General features: G+C 61.8%; 12 protein-coding genes and 1 tRNA gene. 2 read left to right on the forward strand and 11 right to left on the reverse strand.

Annotated features, from left to right (window positions below; genetic code table 11):
• Positions 1-55: 55 nt before the first annotated feature.
• Positions 56-1702: an acyl-CoA carboxylase subunit beta gene (locus KSX58_RS01190; RefSeq protein WP_038444019.1), complete on the reverse strand. Its 1647-nt coding sequence runs from the start codon at positions 1700-1702 to the stop codon at positions 56-58.
• Positions 1699-3603 (reverse strand): biotin carboxylase N-terminal domain-containing protein, encoded by a 1905-nt coding sequence (locus KSX58_RS01195; RefSeq protein WP_085407535.1) that lies wholly within the window; start codon positions 3601-3603, stop codon positions 1699-1701. Before KSX58_RS01195 ends, KSX58_RS01190 begins: the two co-directional genes overlap by 4 nt.
• Before the next feature lie 195 nt (positions 3604-3798).
• Here KSX58_RS01195 and KSX58_RS01200 point away from each other — a divergent pair, with 195 nt between their 5' ends.
• Positions 3799-4392: a biotin transporter BioY gene (locus KSX58_RS01200; RefSeq protein WP_046998975.1), complete on the forward strand. Its 594-nt coding sequence runs from the start codon at positions 3799-3801 to the stop codon at positions 4390-4392.
• A gap of 414 nt (positions 4393-4806) precedes the next feature.
• On the opposite strand, the gene KSX58_RS01205 is transcribed toward KSX58_RS01200, so the two are convergent.
• The gene (locus tag KSX58_RS01205) at positions 4807-5757 is read right to left on the reverse strand and encodes a biotin--[acetyl-CoA-carboxylase] ligase (RefSeq protein ID WP_003807780.1); all 951 of its coding nucleotides are present in this window, start codon (positions 5755-5757) and stop codon (positions 4807-4809) included.
• A complete protein-coding gene (locus KSX58_RS01210; protein WP_217735828.1) occupies positions 5754-7934 on the reverse strand; it encodes a DUF6020 family protein in 2181 nt (726 codons plus the stop codon). The genes KSX58_RS01205 and KSX58_RS01210 overlap by 4 nt, the downstream gene beginning before the upstream one ends.
• A gap of 83 nt (positions 7935-8017) precedes the next feature.
• Here KSX58_RS01210 and KSX58_RS01215 point away from each other — a divergent pair, with 83 nt between their 5' ends.
• Positions 8018-8797 (forward strand): CdaR family transcriptional regulator, encoded by a 780-nt coding sequence (locus KSX58_RS01215; protein ID WP_003807777.1) that lies wholly within the window; start codon positions 8018-8020, stop codon positions 8795-8797.
• A 147-nt stretch (positions 8798-8944) separates the two neighbouring features.
• Here the strand turns inward: KSX58_RS01215 and rplA are convergent, their stop codons facing one another.
• The 7 genes from rplA to proB form a co-directional block, all read right to left on the reverse strand.
• Positions 8945-9637 (reverse strand): 50S ribosomal protein L1, encoded by a 693-nt coding sequence (gene rplA, locus KSX58_RS01220; RefSeq protein WP_003807775.1) that lies wholly within the window; start codon positions 9635-9637, stop codon positions 8945-8947.
• 14 nt (positions 9638-9651) lie between these two features.
• Entirely contained in the window at positions 9652-10083 is a 432-nt protein-coding gene (gene rplK / locus KSX58_RS01225) for a 50S ribosomal protein L11 (protein WP_003807772.1), read from the reverse strand.
• Between the two features lie 344 nt (positions 10084-10427).
• Positions 10428-11252: a transcription termination/antitermination protein NusG gene (nusG, locus tag KSX58_RS01230; protein ID WP_011742767.1), complete on the reverse strand. Its 825-nt coding sequence runs from the start codon at positions 11250-11252 to the stop codon at positions 10428-10430.
• Between the two features lie 24 nt (positions 11253-11276).
• Positions 11277-11504: a preprotein translocase subunit SecE gene (gene secE, locus KSX58_RS01235; protein ID WP_003807764.1), complete on the reverse strand. Its 228-nt coding sequence runs from the start codon at positions 11502-11504 to the stop codon at positions 11277-11279.
• 33 nt (positions 11505-11537) lie between these two features.
• Positions 11538-11613, reverse strand: a tRNA-Trp gene (locus tag KSX58_RS01240).
• A 255-nt stretch (positions 11614-11868) separates the two neighbouring features.
• Positions 11869-13083: a pyridoxal phosphate-dependent aminotransferase gene (locus KSX58_RS01245; protein WP_195394185.1), complete on the reverse strand. Its 1215-nt coding sequence runs from the start codon at positions 13081-13083 to the stop codon at positions 11869-11871.
• Between the two features lie 117 nt (positions 13084-13200).
• Positions 13201-14334: a glutamate 5-kinase gene (gene proB, locus KSX58_RS01250; protein WP_003807760.1), complete on the reverse strand. Its 1134-nt coding sequence runs from the start codon at positions 14332-14334 to the stop codon at positions 13201-13203.
• Positions 14335-14344: the final 10 nt, after the last annotated feature.

The raw sequence follows: 14344 nt of genomic DNA on the forward strand, positions 1-14344 counted from the left end.
AAAATTTCTTGCGATTGTTGTGGTTGCTTACGTTGGTTACGTCGCGTTGCGTCCGTCACAGCGGCTGGTTGCCGTGGTGTTTGCTGGTTCGGCGCACGCGTTTCTTGCTGGCGAGCAGGCGGAGCGATTCGATGATGGTCTCGCGTGTCTGTTCGGGGTCGATCATGGCGTCGATCTCGCCCATTTCCAGCGAAAGGTTCGCGTTGACGGTGGTGCGTTCGTAGTCGGCGATGTACTTGGCGCGCAGCGCTTCGACGTCCTTGCCGTTGTCTTTGGCTTTCTGCAGGTCCTTGCGGTGGATGATGTTGACCGCGCCGGCCGCGCCGAGCACCGCGATCTGGCTGGATGGCCAGGCGAAGTTCATGTCCGCGCCAATGGATTTAGAGCCCATCACGATGTATGCGCCACCGAAGGCCTTGCGCAGGATGATGGTGACGAGCGGCACCTGCGCGTTGGCGTAGGCGTAGATGACCTTCGCGCCACGGCGGATGATGCCCGCATGTTCCTGTTCGGCGCCCGGCTTGTAGCCCGGGGTGTCCACCAAGGTGACGACCGGCAGGTTGAACGCGTCGCACAAGCGCACGAATCGCGCCACTTTTTCGGATGAGTCGACGTCGAGAATGCCGGCGTTGACGTTCGGCTGGTTGGCCACGATGCCGACGGGATGGCCGTCGATGCAGGCGAAGCCGACCACCGCTGAAGCGGCGAACAGTTCGTGCACCTGCACGAATTCACCGTAGTCCACGATGCAGCGGATCACGTCGAGCACGTCATACGGCTGGCGGTCGTTGTCCGGCACGATGGTGGCGAGGCGTTTGGCCACGTCACGGTCGGCGCGGGTCGCCGCGTACGCGTAGACCGGCGGCTGCTGGTCGGAGTTGGACGGCAGATAGGCGAGCACGGTACGCGCGTAGTCGATTGCATCCGCCTCGTCCTCGCCGAGATAGTGGGCCACGCCGGACGTGGCGTTGTGCACGTAGCCGCCGCCCAGATCGTCCATGCTGATCACTTCGCCGGTGGCCGCTTTGACCACGTCGGGACCGGTGACGAACATGTTGGAATTCTCGCGGGTCATGATGATCAGGTCGGTCAGGGCCGGGCAGTAGACGGCGCCGCCGGCGCAGGGGCCGAGGATCAGCGATAGCTGCGGCACGAAACCGCTGGCGTCGCAGGTTTTGCGGAACAGGTGGCCGTATTCGGTCAACGCGGCCACACCCTCCTGGATGCGCGCGCCACCGGAGTCGATGAGCGCGATAATCGGCACCTTGAGGTCGAGCGCCTTGTCCATCAGATGGCAGATCTTGCGGCCTTCGGCCACGCCAAGCGTGCCGCCTTTGACGGAGAAGTCCTGCGCGTAGACGGCCACTTTGCGGCCGAACACCTCGCCGAAGCCGGTGATGACGGCGGAGCCTGCGCGGCCACCGTTGATGTCGCCGCCGCGGAAACGGCCGATTTCCTCGAAGGAACCGGTATCAAGCAGCAGGTCGAGACGTTCGCGCGCGGTCAGCTTGCCTTTGACGTGCTGGCGACCGCGGGCGTGGTCTTCGGCTTCGGCGGCGAGCTGCGCGGCACGCAGCACGGACGTACGGATCGGCTGCGATTCGCGGGCTTCGGCAGCCGCTTCGTCACCCAGTCGCTCCTGCTGTTCCATGACGACCTTCACGGCCTCTTTGACGGCCGGGCTTGCGATGATGTCGGTCATTTCGCGCCGCCTTCCGTCTTGGTTTCCGTATTACCGTCCGTTGCCGGCTTGCCGTCAGCCGCCTTGGAAGCGCCGTTGACGTCGATGGTCATCAACGTCTCGCCCGCTTCGATGCCTGCGGCCGGGCCGACGAAGATCTTGGTGACGGTGCCCTTGACCGGCGCGTACACGTAGTTCTCCATCTTCATGGATTCGAGCACGACGAGCAGGTCGCCCTTGGCCACGTCCTGGCCTTCGGCGACGTTGATGCGTGTGACGACCGCCTGCATCGGGCTGGCGATCACACCGGACTGGCCGTCGTTGCCCTGCTGCTTCTTTTCGACGTGGTGCAGGCCCTGTCCGCGCAGCGGCTGGATGGCGCGCTTGGCGTCACGCGCCTTGGCGCCGCCGGTCAGATTGGCCACGATGTCGTTCGGCACGGTCAGCGACACACGATGGTTGTTGACTTCGATGACGAAGGTTTCGCTGGATTCCTTCTGCTCGGCTTCCTTCGCACCCGAAGCGCCGGCCATGGATGCCGGCTGGCCGCCCTTGGTGGAGGATGCTTCCTTGTTCAGGTACTTGCGTTCCAGCCATTTCGTGCTCACGTCGTAGGCCACGCCATGCTCGGCGGTGAACTCGTCGTCGTTGAAGATCTGCTCGAACAGGCTTGCCGGGGTCGGCACGCCTTCCACCTTGAGCTCTTCCAACGCGCGGCGCACACGTGCCACGGCTGCCGCACGGTCGGAGGCGGTGACCACGAGCTTGCCCATCATCGAATCGAACTTCGGGGAGACGGTGTCGCCTTCCACCACGCCGGAATCGACGCGGATGCCAGGGCCGGACGGCCATGCGAGCTTGGTCAGCGTGCCGGAGCTCGGCGCCAGATTCTTCGCCGGATCCTCGCAGGTCAGCCGGAGCTCGAAGCTGTGTCCGCGCAGCGGGTGGTCGACGGTCAGCTCGCCGCCGTTGGCGATGGTGAGCTGTTCTCGCACCAGATCAAGGCCGCAGACCTCTTCGCTGACGGTGTGCTCCACCTGCAGACGGGGATTGACCTCCAGGAAATACACCTTGCCCTGTTCGGTCACCATGAATTCGCAAGTGCCCAGACCGATGTAGTCGACCGCTTCGAAAAGCCGGCGTGAGTAAGTCTCCAGCTGTTCGAGCACGCCGTCGGAAAGGAACGGCGCCGGCGCTTCCTCCACCAGCTTCTGGTTACGGCGCTGCACGGAGCAGTCGCGGGTGGAATACACGGTGAAATTGCCGTGCGAATCGCGTCCGCACTGCGTTTCGACGTGACGGCCCTTGTCGATGAACCGTTCGACGAAATACTCGTCCAAATCGCCGCCCTGCAGCGCATCGTGGTTCATGTAGAAGCCACGCAGCTCATCGTCGTTGTGCACGAGAGTGATGCCGCGGCCGCCACCGCCGTCGGTGCGCTTGAGCATCAGCGGATAGCCGTGCGTGTGCGCGAAGTCGAGCAGCAGTCGCATGTCGGAAATCGACTGGGAAATGCCGGGAACCGGCGGCACCTTCGCGAAAGTGGCCACGCGGCGGGCCGTGATCTTGTCGCCCAGGTCGACGAGCGCCTTCGGATTCGGGCCGACCCACGTGGCGCCGGCGTCGAGGACCTTCTGCGCGAAGCTTGCGACTTCGGAAAGGAAGCCATAGCCAGGGTGCACCGCGTCGGCACCGCTGCGCTGCAGGATGTCGATGAGCAGATCCTCGTTGAGATACGTGTCCTTGTAGGTGTCGCCAGACAGCAGATACGCATCATCGGCCATCTGCACGTACTGTGCGTGACGGTCCTGTTCGGCGTAGACCGTGACCGTGGGAATCCCCATCTCACGTGCGGTGCGCACGACTCGAAGCGCGATTTCGCCGCGATTCGCCACCAGTAGTTTGTTGACATTCTTAGGCATAATGTCAAGTTTGGCGGTCGAGGTGTGATTCGACGAACTCGTTTCCCACAAAAGATTCGCGATCTTTTTGTAAGGCTCCACAAACGTTACCGAAACTTAGCAACCCTACGATGGGGAGCATTGATTGACGAAAGACTCATTTTCGTCAGTTTTTGTAGCATCCTGTAGCATCCGCAAAAAAGGGAGGATTCCACCATGCGCAACGCAATCCTGACCATCTCATCCGCGGCCAAAACGGCCACCAGCGGCAAATTCGGCGCCGTTTTGAAGTCCACGCTGTTCGCCGTGCTGCTCGCCGCCGCCTCCATGGCGGGCGCCGTGCCGATTCCGGGCACTCCGGTTCCGATCACCCTGCAGACCTTCGTGGTCATGCTGGCCGCGCTGATGCTGCCGTGGAAGCAGGCGGGCGCCGCGGTGCTCATGTATCTGGCCGCGGGCGCGGCTGGTCTGCCGGTGTTCGCCGGCGGCGCGTCCACCATGGCTTTGGTCGGCCCGAGCGCCGGCTTCCTCATCGGTTTCCTGCCGGCCGCCGTCGTCACCTCGCTGCTCAAGGGCAAGGCGCGTGTCGATTCCCTGAAGCATGTTGTGTTGACCGCCGCACGGTATCTGTTCGCCTGCGTGGCCGGCTGCATCGTGCTTGACTATCTGCTCGGCTTCATCGTGCAGTCCGCCATTACGGGCGTGGCGATGCCGGTGGTGGCCATCGCTTCGATGGGCTTCATTGTGGGCGATTGCATCAAGGCGGTTGTGGCTTCGCTGGTCGCGAGCGGACTGGCAAAGCTGCAGTGACTTTTATCGGCAGCGACTTTTCTGCGGTAGTTTTCTACGACTTTTTGCTGGGAATTTTCAGCTGAGGGTTTTCCGCTGAGAATTTCCGCTGTGATTTCCGGGTTTCTTCGTGATTTCCGGGTTTTGATACAGTCTTCCGTTTTCGCTGTGATTTTCGTTTTCGCTGTGTCCGGTGGGGCCGGCGGATACCAACGTGCGACACGCTCCGGGCCGCTCAGGCCGAGTCTTTACGGTCTTACGTTGGTATCCGCCGGCCCCACCTCGTTTTGGGGGAATGTTGCGTTTGCGGGTGGCGCGGTTTTTGGATATTGCGATTTTGGGAAATGCCGCTTTTCTCGAATATTGCGTTTTTTTGAAACGTACGATTTTCGAAAAAAGCGCTTTACGACTTTATGAGGGATGAGGGTTAGAGAATTATTGGGGTAGGACGCCTACGTCGGCGGTGCGCACGGTGTGCAGGTTGCCGTTGTCGTCTCTGATGGTGAGGGAGGCGTCGGGGTTGAGTTCCAGCGCGGTGCCGCGCAGGGTGGTGCCGTCCACGAAATGCGCCTCGCATGGCTTGCCGAGCGTCCAGCAGACCGGACGCATCTCCTCCATCGCACGCGTGGCCTCACGCTGCGGGTCGGCTTCGAAATCGGCGAGCCTTGATCGCAAACCGTCCACCAGATGGGCCGCGATCATGTCGCGCAATGTCATGGAATCGGGCAGGCCATGCGCGACCAGCTGCAGCGACGTGGCCTTGTCGGTTGGCAGATGGTCTTCGGGGACGGCCAGGTTCAGGCCGATGCCGAAGACAATGCCGACGCGTTCCGTTGCAGCAGCCACATCAGTGGTACCAGTTGTACCGTCCGCGATGGGAGTTGCGGCAAGCGGAACCATTTCGGCGAGCACGCCGCCCAGTTTCTTGCCGTCGACGAAAATGTCGTTCGGCCATTTGAGCACGATGTCCTTGCCGAGCGGGCCGCCGCAATCGCGGATGGCCGCGATAATCGCGTTGCGCGCCTCGCAGCCGGCGATCATCTGCAGCCAGCCGTTGACGGACGTGTCCCGCACAATCGCCGTAGGCACGCTGACCACCAGGGAGACGATGAACGACTCCCCCACCGCGCTGGTCCATTGATGGTCGAGACGGCCACGGCCGGCGGTCTGCTCGTCGGCGCAGATCGCTACGATTTCACGGCCGGTCCAATCGCGTCCATCGCAGCCATCGAGGCCATCTCGGCTGGTCGAGCCGAACAGCGCGCCTTTGCGCACCAATTCGGCGGCGTACGTGTTGGTGGAGCCCACTGAGTCCAGCGCGATCACCTGGTCGGCTGCGACGCAGGTGCGTGGCATGGTCAATGCGGAATCCAATATGGTCGTCATGATTCCTTCTCCTGTCCGTCGAGCTGTCGTCCATCGAGATATCGTTCGTCGGCGTCCTGCTTGTCGGACTGCTGTCTGTCGATGCGACGCCCGCCAATACGCCGTTTGCCCGCCGTCGACGTGACAACGTACGACGCCTCGCGTGCGGCAAGCCGCGCGGCACGCGACTCGCGCCAGAACTCCAGGCACAGGAATCCGAACACGAATGCGATCGGAAGCATATGCCGTTCGAAATTGTTGGCCGGTGCGGTGATCATCACACCCATAAGCAGCAGCAACGGCAGATGCCATGACAGCGACCGCCATCGGCGCAGCACCACTTCGGCGGCGCCGATCAGCAGTGTCAGCGTGACATACAGGTTGCCGTGCGTCACCCAGCCAAGCACGGGAATCTGTCCCCATTTCTTGGCGAAACCGGCCACCTGGTTGCGCCACTGGTGGTTGTACAGGTGAATCCATTCGTTGTCGGACTGCACGTAATCGTTGTTCACGTAGTAGTCCATCGACACGTATGGCAGGTCGGTCACGTTGAAGTATCCGAAGCATTCGGCGAAGAGCGCGTCGAGCGCGATCTGAGGATTCGCCTTGACGATCTGCCACCATGCGTCGTTGAAATCCTTCATGTCGTCCTTGGTGACGGTACGCCACTTGTAGCTGACCTTCTTGGACTGGATGCCCGACGATTTCACCGGGTCGGCGTCCTGCTGGAAGTATGATTCGGCCATCTGGTCGAGGTTGAAGACGGGAGCGAGTTTCTTGGCCGCGTCCTCGGGAATGCCCTGCGGATTGTATTTCGCCACGCGGGCGATCTGCTGCAGCTGGATGCCACGGCTTTCGATCGGATCGCCGCCGATGACGGCACCGCTGTTCACCAGATAGACGAGGCCGCCATGGATGAGCACGGTCGGCAGCATCAATGCGACCACGTACGTCTTCCAACGTTTACGGTCGTTGATGATGGCCAGCAGCGCGGCGAACAGAATGATGTACCACGCGTATTTGGCGCTGATCAGCATGACGCAGCTCGACATGAACAGTGCCGCCAAGGAACGTTTGCGCAGTTTCATGGGTTTGCCGTTGATGGTGGGCAGCGCCTTGATATGCGTCATATGCAGCTCATACCACACGCCGAACCACCAGACGAACGCGAACGCGAACAACGGCGATTTGGTCAGTGAGATCGTGGCGAACACCGCCAACGGGCACACCATGAAGAACAGCAGGATCACGAAACGCGTCTTCGCGCCGGCGCGCAGTCTGGACGGACGCGCCACCACACCCGCCTCGGGATGGGTGAAATCGCGCATGTTCCAGCAGTCGTGCCGTTCGGGATGGGAGAAGTCGAACGTGCCGACGCCCAGCCTACGCCACGGCAGATTGAAGAAACGATTGGCGGTGGCGGCGCAGCAGAACGCGGCGAACAGCCATTGCAGCGCGGCCAGCGCCACGATGCCGGCGTCGTTGGAATCGGTGAAATACCGGGAGACCGCGGCGAACGCACCGTAGAAAACGGTCAGCACGATGTTGTGCTGGTCGGTCAGATACGTGGGATTGGCCGGCCACATGTAATGCGCGGTCGGGTAGATGTCCATCGGCACGAATGAGAAGAAGCCGATGTATGGTTGTTTCAGTCCGGTCCACTGGTTCAACGCCCAGCTGAATTCGCGGATCTGGGAGCGGATGTCGGCGCCGTACGCGGCGAGCAGGGTGGTCGGAATCCACAGCCAGCCGATGACGAACAGCAGCATGAGCTTCCACCAGCAGTCGGTGCAACGTGTCAGCTTGCGGCCGATCCAGACGATCACCGCATGGATGGCGCGCCCCGGTCGGCTATGCGCGGCGTCGCTCAGATGGCGCAGCATGATGCCCAATACCGTCGTCGGCGCGCCGGACACCTCCTGACACAGCTTGACGTATCGACGTGAGAAATACGTCGGCAGCACGCGCTCGCCACGGCCGTAACGGACCAGAGACCGCAATATAGCAAACGAAACAACGAAGGCGATAGCCATGTACAGCACGTTGGCCCAGCCGAAGTCGGCGAGTCCGGTGCCAAACCAGTACAGCGGGCCGATGCCGCAGCACCACGCCACCCACAGGCATGCGAGCACGCCCAACGTCCAGCTGAGGAACGTGTCGGCTTTTCCGGCTTTCTTGTTTTCGCTCATAGTCGGCATATTACCGCCACTGCGCGAATGGGGACCGGAACGGTCGGCGAACGTGCGGCAATTCGCAGATACGACGATTAGAATGGACGGTTATGAACTCCGAGCAGGCAGACATCCTCGACCTTTTGTCAGGCCATACCGACGATACGACCATCGAGCGGTTGGCTTTCGAATGCCTGTTGACGAACATGACCGACGATCGTGTGGTCTCCTTGATGAACATTCTCGGATGGCAAGGCGATTTCAACTGTTTTGCGATCGGCGGGGTGCCTTCGGCCAGTCTTGCCTCGACATCCCTCGCCATCCGCAAGGCGGTGCGCGATTTGGGTGGCGAGCATGTGGTCATCGGCACGTACGGCACTTTCCTGCTGGCTTTGGCTTGCCAGATGGGCGCGGTCACGCCGGAGGTGACCTGTACCGCGGTCATGCCGGCGTTCAGCGAGGACGAGCCACTGTATTTGAGCCCGGTCCGTTCCGGTGTGGCGGGGGCTTCGCATGCGTTGCGTGAGACGATGTTCTCGCTGCAGGCGGCTCCGGCGCTGTCCACTCCTTCCCGTCCGCTGCGTGCCGACGAGCTGTTGCCGGAGCGTGCGCTGCTGGGTGATGATTACGCGCGTGAGGAACTGTATCGGAACGTATATCAGGTGCTGCGCGGCGAGAATCCCGATGATCCCACTTATCTGACGGTGTCCACGTTCCTGAAGTATGGCAGTTCGTTGGAGAACACGGCGAAGGAGCTGAACGTACATCCGAACACCGTGCGCTACCGCTTGAAGCGTGCCGCCGAAACGACCGGCTGGGATGCCACCGATCCGCGTGACGCGTATGTGCTGACGACCGCGCTGGCGATTGGCCGTATGCGCGACCGCTGAGCCGCTGCCCGGGTGGTGTGGCGTCTGGGTACGCCCGTTGCATCTGTCATCCGGTCATAAAGTCATGAATCTTTCCGAACATATGAAAAGACCCGCATGCTGCGATTGCAGATACGGGTCTTTTGATGAAGCTTAGCTTCTGTGCACTCAGGCAACGACCGCCGGATCAACCGGAACGCCCGGGTTCATCGTGGAGGTGATGGTCGCCTTGGTGACGTAGCGGCCCTTCACGGTGGACGGCTTCAGACGCTTGACTTCGTCGGCCACAGCCTTGAAGTTCTCGTCCAGAGCCTGCTCGGTGAAGGACATCTTGCCGATGAGGAAGCTCAGGTTGCCGTTCTTGTCGACACGGAAGTCAACCTTGCCGCCCTTGATGTCCTTGATGGCCTTGGTGACGTCCATGGTCACGGTGCCGGTCTTCGGGTTCGGCATGAGGCCACGCGGACCGAGCACGCGGCCGAGACGGCCGACCTTGCCCATCATGTCCGGGGTGGCGACGACGGAATCGAAGTCAAGGAAACCGTCGGCGACCTTCTGCACGAGGTCGTCGTCACCGACGATGTCGGCGCCAGCCTCGAGAGCTTCGGTGGCCTTCGGGCCACGGGCGAAGACGAGGACCTTGGCGGTCTTACCGGTGCCGTTCGGCAGGTTCACGGAACCGCGGACCAGCTGGTCGGCCTTGCGCGGATCCACGTTCAGGCGCAGCACGGCCTCAACGGTCTGGTCGAACTTGTACTCCGGCATGCTCTTGAGGAGAGCGATGGCTTCGTTGGCGGTGTAAAGGTTGTTGCGATCGATCTTCTCAGCCGCTTCGCGATACTTCTTGGAACGCTGTACCATTAGTCCTTCTCCTCTCAGTCGGTAACCGTGATACCCATCGAACGGGCGGTGCCCGCGATGATCTTCATGCCGGCTTCGACGTCGCGTGCGGACAGATCAGCCATCTTGATTTCAGCGATCTCACGGACCTGAGCCTTGGTGACGGAGCCGACCTTGTGGGTCAGCGGGTTCTCGGTACCCTTCTGGATGCCAGCGGCCTTCTTCAGCAGAGCTGCTGCCGGCGGGGTCTTCAGGATGAAGGTGAAGGAACGATCTTCGTAAACGGTGATCTCAACAGGGATGACCTGGCCCATCTTGTCCTGCGTGGCAGCGTTGTACTGCTTGCAGAAGTCCATGATGTTCACGCCATGGGAACCCAGAGCCGGACCCAGCGGCGGAGCCGGGTTGGCCTTGCCGGCCTGAATCTGGAGCTTGAGAAGCGCCGAGACTTTCTTCTTAGGAGCCATTGTATGGTTCTTCTTTCTGTGAAGCGGTGGTTAACGGCACCGGAGTAGGTCTCCCGCGTCCGGTTCCTTCCGCAACGTATATTGCTGTGCTGTGCTAGCAGGTGCCGCCGCCTTGTTCAGGCACACGAAACCCTCCAGACACAACTTTTCTATTATGCGATTCCGCCACGACATTGCGCGTATGGCAATACATACAAAGAAACCCCGCCGAAGCGGGGTTCAAAAGAATCACGATTTCAGGTTCCTGAATGGGTGTGACGCGTGCGGTAGCAAGGCGCCCAAGCGCAGGCGTACCAAGGTGCGTCAAGCTTGGAGCAACGCAGCTAACGCTCCGTCATGCACGTTCAGGCTAATTTTTCAACCTGGTTGAAGCCTAGCTCCACCGGCGTGTCACGGCCGAAGATGGACACGAGCACGGTGAGCTTCTGCGTGGACGGATCCACTTCGGAGACAACCGCGGCCATGGTGGTGAACGGTCCATCGGTGACGGTGACCTGATCGCCAGGAGCGTAGGAGACCTCAAGCTTGCGCTTCTTGGCTGCGGCCGGCTTGTCTCCGGCGGCCTTGAGAGCTTCGGAAGCGATCATCGGAGCCATCATGGAGACGACTTCCTTGCGGGTCAGCGGTGCCGGATCCTTGGTCGGGCCGACAAAGCCGGTGACGCCTTCGGTCTCGCGGACGATACGACGGGCGTTCTCATCCGGCAGCATGCGGATCAGCACATAGCCGGGGACACGCACGCGGGTGATGACCTTCTTGCCCTTTTCGGTGTGCTTTTCGACTTCCTCCATCGGCACTTCGACCTGGAAGATCTTGTCTTCCATACCGAAGCTGGCCACGCGGGATTCGACGTTGGTCTTCACGCGCTTCTCATAGCCGGAATAGGTGTGCAGCACATACCACTTGCCTTCAAGCGTGCGCAGGCTCTTGGAGAATTCCTCGACGGCCTTGGCACCGGCATCCTGCTCAGTGTCTTCATCCTCAGTGGTTTCCGCGGTCTGCTCTTCCGGAGCGTCCTGCTCGGACTGGGCCTGCTCATCGGTCGCCTGATCGGCGGCGACGGCCTGGACGGCCTCGCCTTCGGCCGGCAGCGCCTCAACAGCGGCAGCAGCCTCGGTATCAGCCTTGGAAGCCTCGTCGAGGTTGTCGGAAAACACTTCGTCAGTCATGCACTTTCACCTTCAAGTTGTTTATCAGCCGAATATCCACAGGGTCAGCTTGCCCAGACCGTAGTCCATGCCGGTGACCAGTGCCATCAGCAGCAGCACGAAGATAAACACGGCGAGGGACCAGAAGAACAGTTCCTTGCTGGTCGGAGTGACGACCTTGCGGAGTTCGTCGATAATCTGTTTGATGAACAAGCCAATGCGCATGAAGATGTTCGGCTTAATGGCCTTCTCGCTGTTCTTCGCCTTCGCCATAATAATCCTCCGCTGGGCTTGTTGTAAGAAGCTTGGCAGGGAAGGCGGGACTCGAACCCACAACCTACGGTTTTGGAGACCGTTGCGCTACCAATTGCGCCACTTCCCTAGGTGAACTCTGCCGTCTCCACTTGCCGGCGAGGATTCTATGCAAAACCACGCAAGAAGCAGACGGCAAAACCGCCAAGTCGAAATAATAGCGGGTTTTCGCGACTTCGTCCAACCCGATTCACGACGAATCGCAAGAAACCGCTATTTTCCAACGAAAAAAAGATTCGCGCCCGGCATGTCACCGAAGCGCGAATCGCTAAAAATATCGTCTATCAACTGAACTTTTCGTCAGTTGAGCGCGGGGCCGGTCGGCTCAGTCCTCGACCCAACGCTTCATGCGACGCATGCCTTCGACCAGATCGTCGTCGGCAAGCGCGTAGGAGAAGCGCAGGTAGCCGGGAGCGCCGAACGCCTCGCCCGGGACGGCGGCGACATGGCCTTCGTCAAGCAACGCGGCGGCCAGTTCGGACGTTTTGGCGAACGTGGTCTTGTTGGTGCCGAGCGGCTTGTTCAGCAGCGCGGTCACGTCGGCGAACGCGTAGAACGCGCCGGTCGGGGTCGGGCAGTTCACGCCTTCGATGTCGTTCAACGCGGCGACGATGGTCTGGCGGCGCTTGTCGAATGCGGCGCGCATCTCGTAGACGGCGTCCAGGGAGCCGGAGACGGCTTCGATGGCGGCACGCTGGGAGATGTTGTTCACGTTGGAGGTCATGTGGCCCTGCAGTTTGGATGCGGCCTTGGCCACGTCCACGGGGGCGATCATCCAGCCGACGCGCCAGCCCGGCATGGCGTAGGTTTTGGCCACGCCGTTGAGCACGAGCAGCTGGGAGCGTACTTCGGGCACCGCGGCGCCGATGTACGTGGTTTTGGCGCCGTCATAGTTCAGGTGTTCGTAGATTTCGTCGGAGATGACCCACACGTGGTGTTCGATGGCCCACTGCGCGATGGCCTTGACGGTTTCCGGCTTCCACACCGCGCCCGTCGGGTTGTTCGGCGTGTTCACGATGATGGCCTTCGTGTGTTCGGTGCGCGCGGCCTCGATGTCCTCGATGCTCGGCTCGAAGTTGCGGTCGGCGCCGGCGAACACGGTCACGGGCACGCCGCCGGCGAGCTTCACGGCTTCCGGATAGCTGGTCCAGTACGGGGTGGGGATGATGACCTCGTCGCCCTCGTTGAGCAGAATCTGGAACGATTCGTAGACGGCCTGCTTGCCGCCGTTGGTCACGATGACCTGGCTTGGGTCGACTTCGTAGCCGGAGTCGCGCAACGTCTTGTCCGCGATGGCCTGGCGCAGTTCCGGTAGGCCGGCGGTCGGCGTGTAACGGTAGTTTTTCGGGTCCTGCACGGCCGCGGCCGCGGCCGCGACGATCGGTGCGGGGGTTGGGAAGTTCGGTTCTCCCGCGCCGAACCCGATGACGTCGATTCCGGCGGCCTTCATTGCCTTCGCCTTGGAATCGACGGCCAGGGTAGCGCTCGGAGCCACGTGATTGATACGGTCGGATAGAGTCTGCCAGTCAGCCATAGTCATGCCTGTAATGCTAGACCTGCCACGCGAAAAACGACAGCCCCACGACACACGTCTATTTCGCCGCGAACGCTTCGCTTGAAGCGAAATCGATGGCCTAACCACACCTTTTGCACTGGTTCAGACCAGTACGAGATTGTCGCGGTGCACCAGCGGATGCGCGTATTCCTCGCCGAGGAAACGCTTGAGCTGGGCCGTATTGCGTCCTAGCATCTGCGGGATCTCCTCGGAGTCGAAGCCGACCAGGCCCTTGGCCAAATGGTTGCCCTGCTCGTCGTCAACCCAGACGGCGTCGCCGGCGGCGAAATCGCCCTTCACTTCCACCACGCCGGCCGCAAGCAGGCTGGCCGCTCCCCCGCGCACCGCCTTGGCCGCGCCGGAATCGGCCACCAGCGTGCCCTGCGGGTGGGAGGCGAAGCCGATCCACAGCCTACGTGACGAACCGCGGTCGTTGATCGGCGCGAACGCGGTGCCGACCGGATCGCCCATCATCGCGGGACCTGCGTTCGACGCGCATGTCAACACCGCGGGAATGCCGGACACCGCGGCGACGCGCGCGGCCTCCATTTTGGTGACCATGCCGCCGGTGCCGACGTTCGAGCCGGTTCCGCCGACCTGAACCTTCGCCAGCGCATCCTCGACGTTCGGCACATAGGAGATGCGCTTCGAGCCGGGCTCGCTTGGCGGCGCGGTGTACAGCGCGTCCACGTCGGTGAGCAGGACGAGCGCGTCGGCGACGACGATGTTGGCGATCAGCGCGGACAGACGGTCGTTGTCGCCGAACCGGATCTCGTTGGACGCGAGGGAATCGTTTTCGTTGATGATCGGCACCGCGCCCAAGTCGAGCAGGCGGTCGAGCGTACGGCGCACGTTGCGGTACTGCTGTGGGGCGATCGTGTCGGAAACGGTGATGAGGATCTGTCCGACACGCAGCCCGTACCGTGCGAAAGCGGCCTCGTACTGGGCCATCAGCAGGCCTTGGCCGACGGCGGCGCACGCCTGCTGGTCGGCCACGTCGGTCGGACGCTTGTCGAAACCGAGCGTGCCGAAACCGGCCGCGATCGCGCCGGAGGAGACCAGCACCACGCGGCCGCCCATCAATCGCACGCGGGCGATGGCCGCCACAAGCGCGTTCAACCGTTGCGGATCCAAGTGGCCGCTCGGCTCGGTCAGCGAGCTGGAGCCCACCTTCACCACGATGGTCTGCGCTTCGGCGATGGCCCTGCGCACTTGCGCTTGCGATGGCGTGTTCATAGTTCCTCCC

Origin of the sequence: Bifidobacterium sp. MSK.17.10 (genome assembly GCF_019129655.1) — a bacterium.
Taxonomy (GTDB): Bacteria; Actinomycetota; Actinomycetes; order Actinomycetales; family Bifidobacteriaceae; genus Bifidobacterium; species Bifidobacterium adolescentis.

What these genes read in the sequence shown, in the direction of transcription:
- KSX58_RS01190 (WP_038444019.1), bottom strand. Translation starts at nt 1,702, where the DNA reads ATGACCGACATCATCGCAAGCCCGGCCGTCAAAGAGGCCGTGAAGGTC.
- KSX58_RS01195 (WP_085407535.1), bottom strand. Translation starts at nt 3,603, where the DNA reads ATGCCTAAGAATGTCAACAAACTACTGGTGGCGAATCGCGGCGAAATC.
- KSX58_RS01200 (WP_046998975.1), top strand. Translation starts at nt 3,799, where the DNA reads ATGCGCAACGCAATCCTGACCATCTCATCCGCGGCCAAAACGGCCACC.
- KSX58_RS01205 (WP_003807780.1), bottom strand. Translation starts at nt 5,757, where the DNA reads ATGACGACCATATTGGATTCCGCATTGACCATGCCACGCACCTGCGTC.
- KSX58_RS01210 (WP_217735828.1), bottom strand. Translation starts at nt 7,934, where the DNA reads ATGCCGACTATGAGCGAAAACAAGAAAGCCGGAAAAGCCGACACGTTC.
- KSX58_RS01215 (WP_003807777.1), top strand. Translation starts at nt 8,018, where the DNA reads ATGAACTCCGAGCAGGCAGACATCCTCGACCTTTTGTCAGGCCATACC.
- rplA (WP_003807775.1), bottom strand. Translation starts at nt 9,637, where the DNA reads ATGGTACAGCGTTCCAAGAAGTATCGCGAAGCGGCTGAGAAGATCGAT.
- rplK (WP_003807772.1), bottom strand. Translation starts at nt 10,083, where the DNA reads ATGGCTCCTAAGAAGAAAGTCTCGGCGCTTCTCAAGCTCCAGATTCAG.
- nusG (WP_011742767.1), bottom strand. Translation starts at nt 11,252, where the DNA reads ATGACTGACGAAGTGTTTTCCGACAACCTCGACGAGGCTTCCAAGGCT.
- secE (WP_003807764.1), bottom strand. Translation starts at nt 11,504, where the DNA reads ATGGCGAAGGCGAAGAACAGCGAGAAGGCCATTAAGCCGAACATCTTC.
- KSX58_RS01245 (WP_195394185.1), bottom strand. Translation starts at nt 13,083, where the DNA reads ATGACTATGGCTGACTGGCAGACTCTATCCGACCGTATCAATCACGTG.
- proB (WP_003807760.1), bottom strand. Translation starts at nt 14,334, where the DNA reads ATGAACACGCCATCGCAAGCGCAAGTGCGCAGGGCCATCGCCGAAGCG.